The following is a 17156-nucleotide window of genomic DNA, read 5'->3' on the forward strand; positions in this document are numbered from 1 at the left end:
GGGGATCCTGGGGCTGCACAAGACGCAGGACCGCCCGGTGGCGATCGACGGCAAGGTGGAGATCCGTCCCATGATGTACGTGGCGCTCAGCTACGATCACCGCATCATCGACGGCCAGCAGGCCGTCCTCTTCCTCGTGCGGCTCAAGGAGCTCATGGAAGACCCGGCGTCGATGCTGGGGTATTGAGGTCTTCGGTAGGAACGGAGCACTGAGAACCTTGACTGGATACTGAAAACTCCCCGCCGTTCACGAGATCTCTCGAACGGCGGGGAGTTTTCAGTTGCCAGTGAACGTTGCCAGTTTTCAGTGTTCGACCCCCCAACGCACCACGACGCCCCTGAGCGTTTCCGCCGGGACGTCGGGCTTCGCCAGCATACGTTTTCAACGCGAGGGTTGGGGCCGTCGCTGACGACTGGTGTAGGGCTCACTCGGTGGCACCGCGAATCTCGTGCCATCGGCCCACAGACGGAGCAATTGGGCCAGTCGTCACACAATTCCGTGTGCCCGCCCTCATGATCCCGGACAGCCCGGCGGCAGCGTGATGCCTGACCGCGTGAGCATCCCGGCAAATTCTATTTTGCTGGTTACTCTCCCCGCCGTTCAGCGCTGCCCCCGGATTAGCTTTCCCGGTATGACCTCCCCGACTCTCCAAACCGCCGACGTGGTCGTCCTCGGCGGTGGCCCCGGCGGCTACGTCGCCTCCATTCGCGCCGCGCAGCTTGGCCTGACCGTCGCCTGCGTCGAGGCCGACACGACGCTCGGCGGAACCTGCGTGACCGTGGGGTGCATCCCCTCGAAGGCGCTACTCCAAAGCTCCGAGCACTACGAGTGGCTCCGCCTGCACGCCGCCGAGCATGGCGTGAAAGTCGACGGCGCCTCGATCGACCTCCCGGCCATGATGGCGCGCAAGACCGACGTGGTCGCGCAGAACACCAAGGGGATTGAGTTCCTCTTCCGGAAGAACAAGGTCACCTGGGCCAAGGGTTTCGGCACACTGAAGCCGGGGAACGTCGTGGAAGTGGCGGCGGCCGACGGGACCGTCACGGCATGGCAGGGCAAGTCGGTCATCATTGCCACCGGCTCGGTGCCGGTGCAGCTGCCCTTCCTGCCCTTCGATGAATCGCGGGTGCTCTCCAACGTGGGCGCGCTGCAGATCCCCGAGGTGCCGAAGCATCTCATCGTGGTGGGGGGCGGTGTGATCGGCCTCGAACTCGGCTCGGTGTGGCGCCGCCTCGGCGCCAGGGTCACGGTGGTGGAGTACGCGCCCACCATCCTCCCGGGCAACGACGACGACGTGGTGAAGGAAGCGGACCGCATCTTCCGGAAGCAGGGCCTCGAAATCCATACGGGCACCAAGGTTACCGGCGCCGACGTGCGTGCCGACGGGGTGACGATTCACGTGGAGAAGGACGGCGCGTCGTCGAGCATCGAGGGCGACTATGTGCTCGTGAGCGTGGGGCGCAAGCCGGCGCTGCGCGGCGTGGATCCCGCGGCGCTTGGTCTGGCGATGGGATCGCGCGGTGAGATCCTGGTGGATGACCAGATGCGCACCAACCTGCCGGGCGTGTTCGCCATCGGCGACGTGGTGGGCGGCAAGCTGCTGGCGCACAAGGCGGAAGACGAAGGGGTGATCGCCGCCGAGGTGATCGCCGGAAAGGCGGTGCACATGCACTACCGCACGATGCCCGGCGTGGTGTACACATGGCCCGAAATCGCCACGGTGGGGCTCACGGAGCAGGAAGTGAAGGCGAGCGGGCGTGCCTATCGTGTGGGCAAGTTCCCCTTCAGCGCCAACGGACGCGCGCGCACCATGGGCGAAACGCAGGGCTTCGTGAAGTTTGTGGTGGACAAGGACACCGATGAAATCCTTGGCTGCCACATGATCGGACCGCATGTGGCCGATAACCTCGCGCAGGTGGTGCTCGCCATGGAGTACCGCGGCAGCGCCGAGGACATCGCCATCACGGTGCACTCGCATCCCACGCTGAGCGAGACCGTGAAGGAAGCCGCGCTGAGCGCGCTGGGGCGCGCCCTGCACATGTAGCACCCACGACGTGAAACCCGAACTCACGACCCGGAACTGACCAGGTGAGGGTTACGGGTTCGGGGTTCGGGGATCGCGTCAGCGAAAACAAAAGCGCCGCCGGCAGTGCCGGCGGCGCTTTTGCATCGTGCGGGCGAACTCAGTCCGCAAGCGGGGCCTTGGGGGCGAGCGCGGCCATGATGTTGGCGGCGAGATGTGCCGGCGCCTTCACCTGGTGCATCTGACCGGCGTCGCGCTGCACGCGCATCCAGATCTCTACGGCGCTGTTGTTGCTCCGGCGAGCGTCCGCCTCCGTCGCTTCGCCATCGAGCCACAGCTGCACCACGTTGTCCTGGCCGTCGGCTGCCGTCATGGCCGGCAGGGGCACCTCACGGTCAGCCGCGTGATGGTCAGCCGCGAGATGGTCGGCCGCGAGATGGTCAGCCGCGAGATGGTCGGCGGACCCCGCCCCGTCACGCGTATCGCGGGACGTCTGGTTCAGATTGTCGTGCGCGTCGTGTCGGTCCACCATCACGCGTATTTCTCCTCGAGCAGAACCTGAAGTGCCTCGCGTGCCCGATGCACGCGCATTTTCAGGGCGCCAACTGTTGTCCCCACGAGATCCGCCATTTCTTCGTAGGAGCGCCCTTCCACATGCTTCATGATGAAGGCCTCTCGGAGCGATGGCGCCAACTGCGCGAGTGCTGCGTCGAGGTCCTGCCGCAACTCCGTGCGGTCGAGGTCCTCAGCGGGCGTCGCGACGCCGGAGGGCTGGTCGTCTTCGTCGTAGCTCAGGTGCGTGCGCCGGATGTTCTTCAACCAGTCCTTGCACCCGTTGGCAACGATCCGGAACAGCCAGGCATCGAATCGACCACGGACTTCACCGAGATGGTGATAGGCCTTGATGTACGACGTCTGGAGAATGTCCTCGGCAACGTCGGGACTGCCCGTCATGCCGAGCGCATGTCGGTACAGCGGATCACTGTACCGGCCAATCAGCAACGCGAACGCGTCGCGGTCCCCCGCGAGCACTCGGGAGATGACGTCCTGATCGTGATCGACGTCGTAGAGCGGGAGATCGGCGTCCGTCTTACGCACGGCGTTACGGTAACGCCGCAACGACGGGTTTGATACCCCAGGCATACGAGAGCGACCGGGTTCGTGAACGGCCCTGATCCGAACGTCGGTTGAAGGTCTCGCAGCAAAGACGACGCGCGTGCGGGCGCGTCACAGCGACATCACACATTTTGTGTCCGCAATCACGTGAAGTTTCCGAATGAAAGCCAGCGTTTTTCCCGCACCGTAACGGTGTGTTCGCCACAATGTGGCGGTTCGTGCCGTGCGGAACCATTCCATAGCGGCGGCAGACCGTAACGTGCCGCGTCGGTAACGCTGAAATTTGCATCATTGAGCGCGTCCTGCACGGCGTCCTGCACACCGCGCACCACCCCGCAGGGTACACCGACGGACTCGAGGCGGGCAATCCAGCTGGCCGCGGCATCCGTCACCACGTGCGCCGAGATCGCGGCCACCACACGCTCGCGTTGCGCAAGCCGGCCGGCGTTGGCGGCCAGCGTGGCATCGTTCGCGAGTGCGTCGAGCCCGAGCGCACGCGTCGCCGCCAGCCACTGCGCGTCGGTGCCCACCGCGATCACGAAGGGGCGATCGGCGGCTCGAAAGAGCTGGTACGGCACCAGGTTGGCGTGCGCATTGCCCCAGCGACGCGCATCGGAGCCGCTCACGAGGCCGTTCTGCGCCACGTTGACGAGGGCGGCGAGCGCACTCGTCGCCAGCGACACGTGCACCCGGCGCTCCCCCGAAGGCAGGGTGCGCGCACCCGCCCGGTCCCGCGCCGACAGCGCCGCCAGAATCCCGATCGCGGCGTCCTTGCCGGTGGTCACGTCGACCATGGCCACCCCCATTTTCATGGGGTCGCCGTCCGGCTCGCCGGTGATGGCCATCCAGCCACTTTCGGCCTGGACCACGAAATCGTAGCCGGGGCGGAGGCTCTCCGGCCCGAACCCGGAAATGGTGCACCAAATCAGGCGCGGATGCTGCGCCAGCAACGCATCCGCATCGATGCCATATCGGCGAAGGGCACCCGGCAGGAAGTTTTCCACCACCACATCGCACTCGGCGATCAACTCCAGGATCAGCGCGCGGTCGGCAGGATCGGTGAAGCTGGCCGCCAGCGACAGCTTGTTGCGGTTGGCGCTCAGGAAGTAGGCCGATTGCCCATGTTCCGAAAACGGCGGGCCCCAGCCTCGGGTGTCGTCGCCGGTTTCGGGGCGCTCGACCTTGATCACCGACGCCCCGAGGTCACCCAACATCATCGCGCAGAGCGGTCCGGCGAGCACCCGGGAGAGATCGAGAACACGAATTCCATCGAGATGCTGTGACGCCATGATGTTCCTTTACTGGCCTATTTAAGTCTCGAAAAATCTTCCAAATGGTGGCTAAGCATAGGTATTTGGCAGCGAATTGCCTGCCCGCCCGACGCCCGTCACCCCTGAATTATATGTACACCGACCCCGCAAAGCACGTCGGTATGCCTTGCATAGAGCACTGAAAATCATATAGTTACCGCCGTTCCGGTGGACGCGGACCACTCGGGTGGTGTGGGCTGATGACAGCCCGCACCTCCGAATTCCGTTTAGCGACCACCTCTACCTCCATGTATGGCGGAAGGAGTGCGCTCCACCTATGGCCGATTTGCCGCAGGCTGACGACGAAACGCTCACGGAAGGCGACGCGCCTCCAACCGCTCCCGCCCCTCGGCGCGGCCCCGGTCACCGGGCAGCCGACGCGCGGGACACGGCTGCAGAAATGGCGGCGCGTGCCCATGAGATCAGCCTTGAAGCTGGGAGCCGGATGGCCGGCGCCATGCGCGACGTGGTCGGCGCCGCAGCCGGCCTGAGCGCCTTCGCGATTGAAAGCGCGCGCGATCTGATCAAGTACATGGTCCGCCGCGGCCAGATGAATCAGGACGAAGCCGACACGCTGATCGCGCAGGCCGAGGCCGCCTACATCGCCAAGCACGGCGCGCTCCCGGCGCCGCAGCCGAAGCAGGCGCCGCCGAAGCCGGTCCCGCTCGGACAGATGCCGAAGGCGGTGCAGGCTCCGGCCGCGGCCGCCGAAGCGGCGCTCGAAGCGCGCGCGGCGATGCGCATCGAACCGCAGAAGCCGTCCGACAAGGTCACCTTCGCGCCGCCGTCGCCGAAGCCCGCGCCCAAGCCGAAACCCGAACCCAAGGCCGAGGTGAAGCCGGAGCCGAAGGTGGAGCCGGCGAAGCCGACGGCGAAGGCCCCGGCGAAGGCCCCGGCGAAGGCCCCGGCGAAGGCCCCGGCCAAGGCTCCGGCCAAGGCTCCGGCCAAGGCCCCGGCCAAGGCCCCGGCCAAGGCCCCGGCCAAGGCCCCGGCCAAGGCCCCGGCCAAGAAGGCGCCGGCCAAGGCCCCGGCCAAGAAGGCCCCGACCAAGGCGCCGGCCAAGAAGGCCCCCGCCAAGGCGCCGGCCAAGAAGGCCCCGGCCAAGGCCCCCGCCAAGAAGGCCCCCGCCAAGGCTCCTGCCAAGAAGGCCCCCGCCAAGAAGGCGCCCGCAAAGAAGAAGTAGCCCGACGTGATCGTTGCGTCGGCACCAACCCGCCTCGACTTCGGCGGAGGGTGGACGGATGTCCTCCCCCTTTCCCGAAGAGCGAGGCGAGTTCGTTTATCACCTGGTGATTGTGCGGCGCGCTGCCGTGAATTGGTGCTCCTGTGACGTCCGTATTTCCGCTCGATCCCGTCGCGCTCACCGAGGCACTGGTGCGCATCGACTCGCGCAATCCAAGCCTGGTGCCGGGAGCGCCCGGTGAGCACGCGTGCGCCGAGTTCCTCGCCGACGTACTGCAGTCGTGGGGGTTCGCCGTCGATCTGCAGGAGGTGGCGCCGGGGCGCACGAACGTGATTGCCCGCGTGGGTCCCGTTGGCGTGTCCCCACTGGTGTTGAACGGCCACCTCGACGTGGTGGGCGTGGACGGCATGACACACGCGCCCTTCGACCCAATGATTCACGACGGGAACCTCTACGGGCGTGGCGCCACCGACATGAAGGCCGGAATCGCGGCCATGTGCGTGGCCGCCGCACGCGCGGCGGGGCGTCGGGCGCTGCATCGCGAGATCATTGTGGCGGCGGTCTGCGACGAGGAGTTCGCCAGCATTGGCACGCGGGCGCTGCTGGCGGGTGGCCTGCAGGCGACGGCGGCGATCATCACCGAACCCACACGGCTCAGCGTGGTGCCGGCGCACAAAGGGTTTGCGTGGCTCGAGGTCGTCGTGCAGGGACGCGCCGCGCACGGCAGCCGCTACGATGTGGGGATCGACGCCAACCGCATGGCGGCCCGTTTCCTGATGGCGCTCGATCGCTACGATCGCGAGGAGCTGACCACGCGCACGCACCCGCTGCTGGGGCGCGCTTCCGTGCACGCCCCGATCGTGCAGGGCGGTACGGGGTGGTCCACCTATGCCGAGCAGTGTGTCGTGCGTCTCGAGCGGCGCACGCTGCCGGGCGAGACGGCCGACCAGATGTCTCGCGAGATGCAGGTGGTGATCGATGCGCTTCACGCGGAGGATCCGTCGTTCGTGGCCACCTGCACGTTGGGCGGCGCGCAGCCCCCGCTCGATCTTCCGATCGACCACCCGCTGGTGGACGCGCTGCGCGGGGCGTGTCGCACGCAGGGGGGTGAAGGTCATGTCGACGGCCTCTTCTGCTGGACGGATGCGGCGCTGTTCGCCGAGGCGGGCATTCCGGCGGTGTGCTTCGGCCCCGGCGACATCGCGCGGGCCCACTCGGCCACAGAGTGGGTAGAGGTGGAGCAGATTCAGGCGGCGGCGGCGATTCTGGAGACTGTGCTGGCTGGGTAACGCGCGCACTTCGTGCGCGACGCCTGCGCGTGTAGACTCCGCCTGGTTGCCGGCCCCACCCGTCGTGGCAGTCCCCAGACGGCAGTGGCCGCACCCCGACCGCCGTGGCAGTTGACCCCGACCGTAGTCACGTGGAACCCACCACCGCACAGTACGACCTCCTCGAGCGCGCGATCGTGGACGGCACCCGCATCATGATCATGCGCCGAGGCACCGAGTATCTGGTAATCCCCGAGCGGCTGCGCGTAGAAAGCGGGCGCGAAGTGATCGTGGCGCGTCATCCCAGCACGGGGCACCGGCTGGAGCTCGTGATTGGGGAGATCGATTCGCTCGAGGCGGTGCGATGAGTGCCCGCTACCCGCTCGTGGCGGTGTATGCCGACGAGTCGTGCCTCGGCAACGGCAAGAGCGGCGCGACGCCGGGCGGACTTGGGGCCCTCATCGAGTTCCGGAAAGCCGACGGCACGCTGGCGCGCTTCGACCTGTGGGCCTCTGAGCCCGACACCACCAACAACCGCATGGCGCTCCGGTCGGTGATCGACAGCTACCGCGCCATGGGGCGTAAGGGAAACCGGTTGTCGGTGCAATTCACCACCGACTCGCGCTACATCGTGGACGGCATGACGAGTTGGGTGAAGGGGTGGATGGCGCGCGGGTGGAAGCGGAAGGACGGCGCCGTCGAGAACGTGGAGCTGTGGAAGGAGGCGGTGGAGGCAATCGCGCTGCACGACACGCAGTGGTGCTGGGTGAAGGGGCACGCCGGGCACCCGCAGAACGAGTACGCCAACCACCTCGCCACGCGCGCGGCGGCCGTTCAGGACCACTCCGATGGCATGGTGCCGTCACAGTTCGCCGCGTGGTTCGAGGCGCAGGGGCCGAAGACGCGATCGCAACCACTGTCGCCCTTCCCTTCGGCGGAACGCTTCGTGTCGGCGCCGTCGTTACCGACCTCGGCGGCGGCGCGTCTGTAAGGGGTACGCACCCCGGCGCGGCGCGGCGGGGCTCATACCGGACGCCCATGCTCAAGCTTCTCCTTGTCCTCGCGGTCGGCGTGGCCATCGGCTACGGCTACGGTTGGAAGGACGCGCAACAGTACGACCGGAACGTCGGAGAGCGGCTCATCGAGCGCATCGGCGGCCAGACGCGTGAGCGGATGGGCAACGACGTGGACACCCGGTACCGGGGCGGCGATTCGCGGTGACCGCCGTCGCCCGCTCCCTCGTGGCTGGCACGTCGGCCGCCGGTTGAATCCACGAGGCGTTCCGGTGTGTATTGAGGGCATGCATTCGCGTGTGATTTCTCCTGTCCGGATGGCCTTCGTCGCACTGGGGCTTGCGGTCGTCGCGGGCGCCTGCGCCGGCACCAGGACCGCAGCCTCCCCCGTACCCGCGGCCCCCGTACCCGCGGCCCCCGCTGCAGGGGGCGGAGCCGCCCCCGAGACACCGCCGCCACTGCGATGGCCCGTGAAGACGATGCCGCATGTGGACCTCTGGCTGCATGCGTTCGCGGTGCTCAGCGAGGACTCCGCCACGGTGCCGCTCTATCGCCGCGGTTATCGGGATTCCATCACCGTGGTGAAGAACCAGCGAAACCTGCTTACGGCGCTCGATGCCAATCGGGCGACCCTCGAGAAGGGGCTGCAACGCACCGGGTATCTCAACGCCCAGTTCCTGCCGTTCGCGTTTGCGAACTGGGAGGAGATGCGCGCAACGATCGAGCAGTTCCTGCAGCTGTCGGGTGACCCGCGCCGCGCCCCCACGCGTGAGGCCGCGATGCGCGTGCAGATGCTGGCGAGCGTGTTCACCACGGCGGCCGACCGCGAGTGGCTGCGTCTGTTCCTCGCCGGCGTTCAGGACGAGGCCGCGCGCTTCTTCACGGGGGAGCACCACCGCCTGGTGCGCGAACGCGCCGGTACCATCACGGCGGTGGACAGTCTCTGGCAGCAGGTGTACCGCACGAAGTTCGAACGTTTCCTCAACAACACGTCGCAGCGGCAGGGTGACCTGGTGCTGTCGCTGCCGATCGGCGGCGAAGGCCGCACGGGCCCGGGCTTCACCGGTCGTGCCATGGTGGCCGTGACGTGGCCGGCGCGCGCCGGCGATGCGGCGCAGGTGCTGTACGTGCTCGCGCACGAAGTGACCGGCAACCTCGTAGGGCCCGCGGTGGCCGACAACACCACGCCAGCGGAACAGCGGGCGGGGACGGCCGACCGGTTCGTGGCGACGGGGCAGGTGCAGGCAGGGGCGGTGCTCCTCGCACGCGTGGCGCCGGAGCTGGTGGTGGGCTACCAGCGGTACTATCTCACGCAGGCCGGGATGCGCGTGTCGGCCTCGTCGTCGGAGGCGGAGACCGTGGCCATGTTCGACAAGCGTTTCGCGTTGCCTGCCGTGATCCGTAGCGCGCTCGTTCGACAGATCGACATCGTACTGAGCGGGATCTGATGAGCACATCCACGACGCGCCCCGGCGCGTCCCAACCCACCCACGAGCCGCAATGTGAGTGACCTTCCCCGTACGGCCCTTGAGCGCGTGCTTGCACGGGCCTCGGAGCTGCAGCACGCTCACGCCGCCGAACCGGGCGACGCGATCAGCGAAGCGCGGTTGGTGGAGATCGCCACGGAGGTGGGGCTCGACGTGCAGCATGTGCGTCAGGCGATCGCCGAAGAGCGCGCGCAGGTCGCGGTGTCCGTCGCGGACACGGGCGGCCTGCTGTCGTCGCTGGGGCCGGCGGTGGTGAGTGCGCAGCGCACCGTCAACGGTACACCGGAGCAGCTGCTGCGGACTCTCGAGGCGTTCCTGCCGCGCCAGGAGTACATGACGTGCGTGCGGCGTAGCAGTGATCGCCTGGTGTGGGAGCCGCGGCACGCTCCACTCGGAAATTTCGTCCGCTCTGTCGGCCTCGGCGGTCGCCGGTTTGATCTCGTGCGGCTCGATCAGCTGGTGATCACCACCGCCCGCGTGGATGACACGCGCTCGGTGCTGCGCGTCGACGCCGTCGTGGACAGGGCGCGGCGCTCGGTGCGCACCAACACGATCGCGACGGGCGCGGCGGGGCTGCTCGTGGTGTGCCTGGCCGCGGTGCCGCTGCTCGTCCTCACGCTTGCCGAATCGCAGTTTGCCATCATCGCGCTGGGGGTACTGACCGGGCTTGCCGCCGGCGTGACCTGGCTTTCGTGGCGCACAATGGCGAACACCTTCCGCACGATGGTGGGGCGCGTGCAGCAGCGGATCGAGTTCCTGCTCGACGAAGCGCAGCAGGGACGATTGGAGCCGGCGCCCACCCTGCTCGACCGGGTGCTCAAGGGCGGCGCTGGGTGAGATGAGGGGGAGAGCCGCTCCCCCTCACGTTACCCCGCGATTGCCAATTCGAAGCTGCGCCGGCGCACCCGCGCGACGAGCCACCGCACGCCGGCATTGCTCATCACGAGCATGCTGCCCGTTACGAGGAGACTCTTCACTTCACGGCGCGTGATCTTCACGCTCCCGCCGGGCTGCAGCATCGCGGTACTGTGCACAAGGTCGCGCAGCGTGGCGTAGGCCAGCAGCAGCGGCAGGATGCAGAAGAGGCGGATGCTCACAGCCCGGCGCGGGATGTCGAGCAGGTAGATCAGCGCCTCCTCGAGGTCGTGCCAGGCAAGCTTGATGAGCTGCGTGAGGGCCTCGCGGTTCTTCGCGATCAGTTCGGGGGCGAGAATGCGGCTTTGCGTGCTGCCGTGCGCGCGCAGCAGTTCCTCGGGCACGTACACCGAATTCTCCTTCTCCGCATCCACGGCCACGTCCTTGAGGATGTTGACCGTCTGCAGCGCTTCAGCGAACGCGCGGCAGCGCTCGCGCAGGATGGCATACCGCCGCGAGCCGATGCTCGGCGAGTGCTCGTGCCAGAGGTCGGTGAGCATGTAGCCCACGGTCCCGGCGACGTAGTAGCAGTATTCCTTGTACTCGTCGATGGTCTGGATGCGGATGCCGTTGGGGTACAGCAGCACGAACTTGCGCATCCCCACGGCCATCTCGGTCACCCACTTCCGCACCACGTGGCGCGTATCGCGCGGCAGCCGCGCGAAGTGCTCGAATACCAGCGGGGTATTGAGCGTGAGCGTGAGGTGTGCGAGGTCGCCGGTGAGCGACTGCACCCCGGCATCAAAGCGGGCGAGTGCGGCTGGATCGTCGAAGGCGGCGAGAAAGTCGTCGAAGAGCGCCGCTTTCACGTCGGGGACGATGCCGGGCGCGTCTTCCACCGTATCGGCGATGCGACACAGCAGGTACGCGTCGAGGACGGCCTGCCCCAGATCGCCTGGCAGCACCTTGATCCCCAGCGCGAAGGTGCGCGAGACCGCCGGCAGGATGGCCGTGCAGAATCGCGCCGCGTCGCGGCGGGCCAGGGCGTCGGTGACGGCGGCAGGCAAAGTCATAGCCGCGGAAGATACGCGCCCGGGGACCGCCGCGTCACTCAGGCCTGCCCTGGCGCGTGGTGACCGATCTCCGATGGCCGCGGTTGCCCTCCGCGGCCGGGATCGGCGAGGTTGCAGCATGTCCGATCTCTCCGCCCTGCACGCGTCCGACGCACCGACCGCGTTCCGTGGACTCTTCCGCACGGACCTTCTCGCGCGTGCGCTGTATGCCGAAGGCGCGGGGATTGCCCGCTGTGTCCCGGCCGCCGTGGCCGTACCGGCGGATGCGGACGACGTCCCGGCGTTGGCGTCGTGGGCGAAGCGCACGGGCGCAGCCCTCATCCCCCGGGGGTCGGGGAGCGGCATGGCAGCGGGTGCCGTGGGGCCCGGCGTGGTGGTCGACCTGTCGCGGTTGCAGCGGATCGACCGGGTGAACGTGGACACGCGCCGCGTGCGGGTGGGTGCCGGTGCCCTCCGCGGTGCGGTGGACCGGGCAGCGCGCGCGGTGGGGCTGCGCTTTCCCGTGGACCCATCGAGTGGCCCCTTCTGCACGATCGGTGGCATGGTGGCGGCCAACGCCGCGGGCGCGCGCACGCTCAAGTTCGGCGCCACGCGCCCGTGGGTCATGGGGATCCGCTGCGTGTTCGACGACGGCAGCGATGCCTGGGTCCACCGGGAGCAGCCCTTGCCCGCCCTCCCGGCGGTCGCCAGGCTGGTACGCGCGCTGGACGAGATTGGTCGTGGCGTACCGGCGGAGCGCTTGCAGCATGCCACGCGCAAGGAATCGTCGGGGTACGGGGTGGCGGCAGCCCTGAGTCCTGCCGGGCATCTGGTGGACGTCCTGGCGGGTAGCGAGGGCACCCTGGCGCTGTTCACGGAGATCGAACTGGCGCTCATCCCGGTGGCCCACGCCACCGCCACGGTGCTGGCCACGTTCGGGTCGCTGGAAGACGCGACGGTCTGTGCCACACAGGCGGCAGGCGCGGGCGCGAGCGCCTGTGAACTGCTGGATCGCACCTTTCTCAATGTGGCGGAGCGCGGAGCGCCGACCGGCATTCCCGCAGGCGCCGAGGCGGTACTGCTGATCGAATGCGAGGGTAGCTCCACCGACGACTGTCGGCGTGCGTTGGATGACGTGTTGCGTATATGTTCTATTAATGGCGCAATGCAAACGCTTAATGCGAGCGATCCGGAAGCGGAACACCGGCTCTGGGCTCTGCGCCATGCGGCCAGCCCCATCCTCGCCCGCCTGGCGCCGACGCTCCGCAGTATGCAGTTCATCGAGGACGGCTGTGTCCCGCCGGACCGGTTTCCGGACTACGTGCGGGGGGTCCGCGCGGCGCTGGAACGCTTCGACACCCTCGGGGTGATCTTCGGGCACGCGGGCGACGCGCATGCGCATGTGAATCCGCTGGTGGACACGACCGCACCGGGGTGGCGGGACCGCGTGCACGGCATTCTGCACGAGGTGTGCGCACTCACTGCGGCCCTTGGCGGCACGCTGGCCGGCGAACACGGCGACGGCCGCCTGCGGGCACCGCTGCTCGACCGGGTGTGGTCGCTCGAAGCGCGCGCGGCATTCGCCAACATCAAGGCCGCCGCCGATCCGAGCGGCGTGCTGAACCCCGGGTGCAAGGTGGCACTCCCCGGCGCGGAGCCCTTCGACGTACTCCGGCACGACCCGACGGCCGCGCCGCTGCCGCCGGAGGCCGCGGCCGTGCTGGCGGAGGTGGAGCAGACGCGCGACTGGTCACGGTTCCGGCTGGCCGCGCTGTCCTAAGCGGCGGGCCGCCGCACCCTGCATCGACCACGGGACACACCGGACCAAACTATACTTGTCCATAGGTGCAGCGATGCACCGACTCCTCACCCAGACGAATTCGAGCCCCTTCCGATGCCGCTCACAGACGCTGCGATCCTGCGTGAACCCAAAGTCACGGTCCTGGCACGCCCTCAGTTCACCGAGCCGTCGCACCTGCCGGTGCAGTGGATCGGCGACTCGACGGACGGCGAGCGGCTGTCGGAGTTCGCCGGCCGCCTGTGCTATATGAGCCAGCGCAACCCGGCGGGACGCACCACGCGCGAGTATCTCGAGAACATCAAGAAGCAGGGCCACGGCAGCGTGCTCGAGCATGCCAATTATTCGCTGCTGCTCGAGGGGGTGAGCCGCTCGCTCACGCACGAGTTGGTGCGCCACCGCGCGGGATTCGCCTATTCGCAGCTGTCCCAGCGCTACGTGGACGAAAGCGACGCACAGTTCGTGATGCCGCCCGCCATGATCGGCGATGCGCCGCTCGAGCAGGCGTGGACCGGGCAGGTCTCATCGGCGCTTGACAGCTACATCGCGCTCGTCGATTCGCTGATGACGCGCTACGCGTGGGTTGACGACAAGGTACACCGCCGCAAAATGGCCCGCGAAGCGGCGCGCGGCGTGCTTCCCAACAGCACCGAAACGAAAATCGTGGTGACGGGCAATGCCCGCGCGTGGCGGACGATGCTCGAACTCCGCTCAAGTGAGGCGGCCGAACTCGAGATCCGCCGCATGGCGGTGCTGGTACTCCGCACGCTGCAGGCGGAAGCGCCGGCGTTCTTCTCTGATTTCGAGATCTACATGGCAACCGATCGCCGCGAAGCCGCCCGCATCTCGTATCACAAAGTGTGATGGCTGGTACGCCGGCGGCCCCAATGACCTGGCGCAGCCGGCGTTTCGTTTTCAGGACTAAAGGTTCCAGCCCCTGTGGTCGACACCCACAGTGGTATGCCGGGAGTACCTCGCCGACCCGATCTCCCTGAGGTCGGGTCGCTCGGCATCTGGACCGACCTTCCTGGAGCTCTCCAGCCACATGCGACGCCGTCGCGGTTTTTCTCTGCCCGAGCTGCTCACGGCCGTGGTGATCGTCGCGCTGCTGGCGCTCCTGGTGCTCCCGCTGACGACCGAGCTGCGCGAACGGACGGCGCTGCGCTCGGCGCGGCTGGAGCTCACGTCGGCGTTCGCCGCGGCACGGGCAGCGGCCGTGCAGAAGGGCAAGAGCGCCACGGTCACGCTCGAGGGAAGCACGATCTCGGTCACGGTGATGAGCGGCGCGCCCCCACGCTCCGTACCGATGCTCGGCCCGCTCAAGCTCGATCACGCCAGCGGCACCACCGTGCGTCCACTGGCCAGTGCGCCCACGGTCATCCAGTACGATGCCCGCGGGCTCGTGACACCAACGTCGACAGCCACGTCGCGCTACGAAATGCGTAGCGGCCGCCGTGCGGACACGGTGTGCCTTACCGGCGCCGGCGCCGTCATGCCGCGGGGATGTGTCCTGCGAGTGCACGACACCGCCGCGGGCGCGCGCTTGGATCACACGGCACGACGCGCATGGCGCAGGCACGCGCGGGCACGTCGCTGATCGAGGTGCTCATCGCCTGCACCATGGTCACCGTGGCGATCCTGGGGCTGCTCGGGTCCTCCGCACGCGTCTCGCAACAGATGGGGAGTGGCCGGCGCCAGTTGGTGGCCGCCAGCATCGCGCAACGCCGACTCGATTCGCTGCAGAGCGTGCCCTGCGCGCGCCTCACGGCGGCGAGCGGGGGTGCCACGACCGGTGAGATCCGCGAGGAGTGGCAGGTGTCGGGAACCGGTGCCACACGGCTGGTGCAGCTGTCGCTCCATCTGCCGCAACTGCGCCACCCGTACGTCTACGCCACACTCGTCGCATGCCAATAACCGGCCGGCTACGAACACGCTCCGGCTTCACGCTGGTCGAGTTGCTTATCACGCTCACGATGCTGGGGATTGTGGGGAGCATGATCACGCAACTCATGATGAAGCTGCAGCGCTTCTTCCAGCGTTTGAGCGATCAGATCACCGTGCGGCGCGAGCTGCGCACCGCGCTTGGCACACTGCCGAGTGAATTGCGAGCCGTGTCGTCGGCGGGCGGCGACATCGCAGCCTTCAGCGCGACCGGGATCACATTCCGGGCGACGCTGGGGGCCTCGTTCGTGTGCGAAAAGGCATCGCCGACGGAGCTGCTGCTGCCTCCGGTGAACAGTGCGCGCACGATCACGACCAACTGGGTCACGCCACCGACCGCGGGCGACACGGTCTTCGCACTGCGTCACGACTCAGCGGGGGTGAGCGGTGACTACTGGAGTGCGCATCGCATCACGGCCATCACCCAGAGCGCCGGGTTGTGCGTCACGTCGCCGTATCTCGACCCAGTGCTGGATGCCGGCAAGCTTCGCTACCGCCTCGCCGTCACCCCGGCCGTCCCCGACTCGGTCGTACGTGGTGCCGCGCTGCGCTTTACGCGCGCTGCGCGCTACGCGCTCGCTCCGGCAACGTCGGGGCGCTGGTACCTGCAGCGTCAGGAGGTGCAGGGCGGCCAGTGGACCACGCCCGTGAGCATAAGCGGCCCGTACATGGCGCCGGGGAGCAACGGCCTCGGAGGCCTGGTGCTCTCGTATCGGGATAGTCTGGATGTGGCCATTGCGGCCGGTGAGATGTCCTCACGCATTGCGCGTATCGACATCGTACTGCGCGCACAGGGCATGGCACCCGCCACACCCGGCAACCCGTCCGTGGTGGATTCGGTGTTGCTGAGCGTGGCGGTGAGAAACCGGCGATGATGCGCACCCTGCGGTCGCGCCGCATGCGGCGTCCTGACGGTGCGGCGCGTGGCCGTCGCGCGCGCCGTGGTGTTGCACTACTGCTCGTGTTGGTGGTGATCGTGGTGCTCGCGGTGCTGGCATCGGCATCGATGATGTCGGCCTTGCAGAAGGCACGATCAGCGCGGGCGTCACAGACCGAGCAACGCGCACTCACGATCGCCGAGTACGGGCTCAACCTGCAGCTGGCGAACTGGAATGCGGCGCGGAACGCCCTGCCGATCGGCACCATCGATTCGAGCAACGTGGGGCTCGACGTGGGCGATAGCGCCACGGTGCACATCCAGCGCCTGAGCAACCGCGCCTTCAACGTGGTGTCGGTCGGTCGCGCCGGGATCAACATCGGTCTGCTGGAGGCACAGCGACAGGTGAGCATGGTGGTGCGCATCAGCACGCCGGATATCCGCCCCGGTGGCGTCCTCACGGCGTTCGGCGACGTGGACATCCAAGGGTCACCCGATGTGAGCGGCCGCAATACCAACCCGCCCGACTGGACTGATTGTGCGGTGGGCGCCGGCGACACGGTAGCGCTGTCGTATCGTCCCGGCGCCAACATCTCCATCCAGAAGCCGTCCTCGCAGGCAGTCGGTGGGACCCGCGCGGACCCGCGGGCCGGTGATCCGCGCACCGACGACACGTTCGGTCCGGAAACATGGGCGTCGCTCGCGGCACGTGCACAGGTTCGCGTGACCGGCAACATCAGCCCCACACCGAGTGGCAGCGCGACGGCGTGTAACCTGTTCGCCAGCAACTGGGGTGAGCCGTCGCGCGGCATGGGTACGGTGGCCGGCTGCTCGAGCTATTTCCCCATCATCTACTCGCCGGGCGATCTCGACCTCACGAGCGGTCGTGGCCAGGGTCTGCTGCTGGTGGACGGCCGGCTACGCATCCGCGGCAACTTCCTGTTCGTGGGGCTGATCCTCGTTCGCGACGAGTTCGAGGCGGAAGGCAACATGGACGTGTATGGCGCCGTGATGTCGCGCAACGCCGACGGGGTAGCCACGCGACTACGCGGCAATGCGGGGCTCTTCTATTCGCGCTGCAGCGTGGAGCGCGCGGTGGAGGCGACGGGCATCCCGGTGCGGGCGCGGCAGCGCAGCTGGGCACCGGTGTATTGAACCGCGTCGCATCCGGCCGGAGCGCCTCGGCGACCTGACGCTCGCGGGCCGGCACGTCCTCACGATAGGTGGGGATG

At 68.0% G+C, this 17156-nt stretch carries 19 protein-coding genes; 15 read left to right on the top strand and 4 right to left on the bottom strand.

The genetic code is table 11. The features are described 5' to 3' along the window. On the top strand, positions 1 to 187 hold a 187-nt coding region (locus ACIQ51_RS09550), incomplete at its 5' end, for a 2-oxo acid dehydrogenase subunit E2 (RefSeq protein ID WP_396204810.1). 445 nt (positions 188 to 632) lie between these two features. Then, a complete protein-coding gene (gene lpdA / locus ACIQ51_RS09555; RefSeq protein ID WP_396204811.1) occupies positions 633 to 2045 on the top strand; it encodes a dihydrolipoyl dehydrogenase in 1413 nt (470 codons plus the stop codon). Between the two features lie 139 nt (positions 2046 to 2184). On the opposite strand, the gene ACIQ51_RS09560 is transcribed toward lpdA, so the two are convergent. The 3 genes from ACIQ51_RS09560 to ACIQ51_RS09570 form a co-directional block, all read right to left on the bottom strand. Beyond that, positions 2185 to 2556, bottom strand: a complete 372-nt coding sequence (locus tag ACIQ51_RS09560; protein WP_396204812.1) for a hypothetical protein — start codon at positions 2554 to 2556, stop codon at positions 2185 to 2187. Beyond that, positions 2556 to 3122, bottom strand: a complete 567-nt coding sequence (locus ACIQ51_RS09565) for an RNA polymerase sigma factor (RefSeq protein WP_396204813.1) — start codon at positions 3120 to 3122, stop codon at positions 2556 to 2558. The genes ACIQ51_RS09560 and ACIQ51_RS09565 overlap by 1 nt, the downstream gene beginning before the upstream one ends. Positions 3123 to 3283: 161 nt before the next feature. Then, complete coding sequence (locus tag ACIQ51_RS09570) at positions 3284 to 4429, bottom strand: CaiB/BaiF CoA transferase family protein (protein WP_396204814.1); 1146 nt, start codon at positions 4427 to 4429, stop codon at positions 3284 to 3286. Between the two features lie 298 nt (positions 4430 to 4727). Between ACIQ51_RS09570 and ACIQ51_RS09575 the strand changes: the two genes are divergently transcribed. From ACIQ51_RS09575 to ACIQ51_RS09605, 7 genes are all read left to right on the top strand, one after another. Further along, positions 4728 to 5633 carry a hypothetical protein gene (locus ACIQ51_RS09575; RefSeq protein ID WP_396204815.1) on the top strand — a complete coding sequence of 302 codons (906 nt, stop codon included), beginning with the start codon at positions 4728 to 4730 and terminating at the stop codon, positions 5631 to 5633. 143 nt (positions 5634 to 5776) lie between these two features. Further along, entirely contained in the window at positions 5777 to 6922 is a 1146-nt protein-coding gene (locus ACIQ51_RS09580) for an ArgE/DapE family deacylase (RefSeq protein WP_396204816.1), read from the top strand. A gap of 131 nt (positions 6923 to 7053) precedes the next feature. Beyond that, complete coding sequence (locus ACIQ51_RS09585; RefSeq protein WP_396204817.1) at positions 7054 to 7269, top strand: hypothetical protein; 216 nt, start codon at positions 7054 to 7056, stop codon at positions 7267 to 7269. Continuing rightward, positions 7266 to 7892, top strand: a complete 627-nt coding sequence (locus tag ACIQ51_RS09590; protein WP_396204818.1) for a ribonuclease H — start codon at positions 7266 to 7268, stop codon at positions 7890 to 7892. Before ACIQ51_RS09585 ends, ACIQ51_RS09590 begins: the two co-directional genes overlap by 4 nt. A gap of 47 nt (positions 7893 to 7939) precedes the next feature. Next, entirely contained in the window at positions 7940 to 8122 is a 183-nt protein-coding gene (locus ACIQ51_RS09595) for a hypothetical protein (protein ID WP_396204819.1), read from the top strand. Between the two features lie 109 nt (positions 8123 to 8231). Next, entirely contained in the window at positions 8232 to 9362 is a 1131-nt protein-coding gene (locus tag ACIQ51_RS09600; protein WP_396204820.1) for a hypothetical protein, read from the top strand. A gap of 54 nt (positions 9363 to 9416) precedes the next feature. Continuing rightward, the gene (locus tag ACIQ51_RS09605) at positions 9417 to 10238 is read left to right on the top strand and encodes a hypothetical protein (protein ID WP_396204821.1); all 822 of its coding nucleotides are present in this window, start codon (positions 9417 to 9419) and stop codon (positions 10236 to 10238) included. Between the two features lie 29 nt (positions 10239 to 10267). Here ACIQ51_RS09605 and ACIQ51_RS09610 read toward each other — a convergent pair whose 3' ends face one another. Next, complete coding sequence (locus tag ACIQ51_RS09610; RefSeq protein ID WP_396204822.1) at positions 10268 to 11329, bottom strand: phytoene/squalene synthase family protein; 1062 nt, start codon at positions 11327 to 11329, stop codon at positions 10268 to 10270. A 118-nt stretch (positions 11330 to 11447) separates the two neighbouring features. Here ACIQ51_RS09610 and ACIQ51_RS09615 point away from each other — a divergent pair, with 118 nt between their 5' ends. The 6 genes from ACIQ51_RS09615 (at position 11448) to ACIQ51_RS09640 (ending at position 17079) form a co-directional block, all read left to right on the top strand. Continuing rightward, entirely contained in the window at positions 11448 to 13088 is a 1641-nt protein-coding gene (locus ACIQ51_RS09615; protein WP_396204823.1) for an FAD-binding oxidoreductase, read from the top strand. A gap of 114 nt (positions 13089 to 13202) precedes the next feature. After that, entirely contained in the window at positions 13203 to 13970 is a 768-nt protein-coding gene (thyX, locus tag ACIQ51_RS09620) for an FAD-dependent thymidylate synthase (RefSeq protein ID WP_396204824.1), read from the top strand. Positions 13971 to 14151: 181 nt separating this feature from the next. After that, entirely contained in the window at positions 14152 to 14703 is a 552-nt protein-coding gene (locus ACIQ51_RS09625; RefSeq protein WP_396204825.1) for a prepilin-type N-terminal cleavage/methylation domain-containing protein, read from the top strand. After that, the gene (locus ACIQ51_RS09630) at positions 14673 to 15020 is read left to right on the top strand and encodes a hypothetical protein (RefSeq protein WP_396204826.1); all 348 of its coding nucleotides are present in this window, start codon (positions 14673 to 14675) and stop codon (positions 15018 to 15020) included. Before ACIQ51_RS09625 ends, ACIQ51_RS09630 begins: the two co-directional genes overlap by 31 nt. Then, positions 15011 to 15922: a type II secretion system protein J gene (locus tag ACIQ51_RS09635; protein ID WP_396204827.1), complete on the top strand. Its 912-nt coding sequence runs from the start codon at positions 15011 to 15013 to the stop codon at positions 15920 to 15922. The genes ACIQ51_RS09630 and ACIQ51_RS09635 overlap by 10 nt, the downstream gene beginning before the upstream one ends. Next, the gene (locus tag ACIQ51_RS09640; protein WP_396204828.1) at positions 15919 to 17079 is read left to right on the top strand and encodes a PilX N-terminal domain-containing pilus assembly protein; all 1161 of its coding nucleotides are present in this window, start codon (positions 15919 to 15921) and stop codon (positions 17077 to 17079) included. Before ACIQ51_RS09635 ends, ACIQ51_RS09640 begins: the two co-directional genes overlap by 4 nt. Positions 17080 to 17156: the final 77 nt, after the last annotated feature.

This window comes from Gemmatimonas sp., assembly GCF_044344655.1.
Classification (GTDB): Bacteria; Gemmatimonadota; Gemmatimonadetes; order Gemmatimonadales; family Gemmatimonadaceae; genus Gemmatimonas.

Coding starts and splice junctions, on each gene's coding strand:
- ACIQ51_RS09590 (WP_396204818.1), top strand. CDS start 7,266: ATGAGTGCCCGCTACCCGCTCGTGGCGGTGTATGCCGACGAGTCGTGC.
- lpdA (WP_396204811.1), top strand. CDS start 633: ATGACCTCCCCGACTCTCCAAACCGCCGACGTGGTCGTCCTCGGCGGT.
- ACIQ51_RS09610 (WP_396204822.1), bottom strand. CDS start 11,329: ATGACTTTGCCTGCCGCCGTCACCGACGCCCTGGCCCGCCGCGACGCG.
- ACIQ51_RS09625 (WP_396204825.1), top strand. CDS start 14,152: ATGCGACGCCGTCGCGGTTTTTCTCTGCCCGAGCTGCTCACGGCCGTG.
- ACIQ51_RS09595 (WP_396204819.1), top strand. CDS start 7,940: ATGCTCAAGCTTCTCCTTGTCCTCGCGGTCGGCGTGGCCATCGGCTAC.
- ACIQ51_RS09615 (WP_396204823.1), top strand. CDS start 11,448: ATGTCCGATCTCTCCGCCCTGCACGCGTCCGACGCACCGACCGCGTTC.
- ACIQ51_RS09630 (WP_396204826.1), top strand. CDS start 14,673: ATGGCGCAGGCACGCGCGGGCACGTCGCTGATCGAGGTGCTCATCGCC.
- ACIQ51_RS09635 (WP_396204827.1), top strand. CDS start 15,011: ATGCCAATAACCGGCCGGCTACGAACACGCTCCGGCTTCACGCTGGTC.
- ACIQ51_RS09600 (WP_396204820.1), top strand. CDS start 8,232: ATGGCCTTCGTCGCACTGGGGCTTGCGGTCGTCGCGGGCGCCTGCGCC.
- ACIQ51_RS09640 (WP_396204828.1), top strand. CDS start 15,919: ATGATGCGCACCCTGCGGTCGCGCCGCATGCGGCGTCCTGACGGTGCG.
- ACIQ51_RS09570 (WP_396204814.1), bottom strand. CDS start 4,429: ATGGCGTCACAGCATCTCGATGGAATTCGTGTTCTCGATCTCTCCCGG.
- ACIQ51_RS09575 (WP_396204815.1), top strand. CDS start 4,728: ATGGCCGATTTGCCGCAGGCTGACGACGAAACGCTCACGGAAGGCGAC.
- ACIQ51_RS09560 (WP_396204812.1), bottom strand. CDS start 2,556: ATGGTGGACCGACACGACGCGCACGACAATCTGAACCAGACGTCCCGC.
- thyX (WP_396204824.1), top strand. CDS start 13,203: ATGCCGCTCACAGACGCTGCGATCCTGCGTGAACCCAAAGTCACGGTC.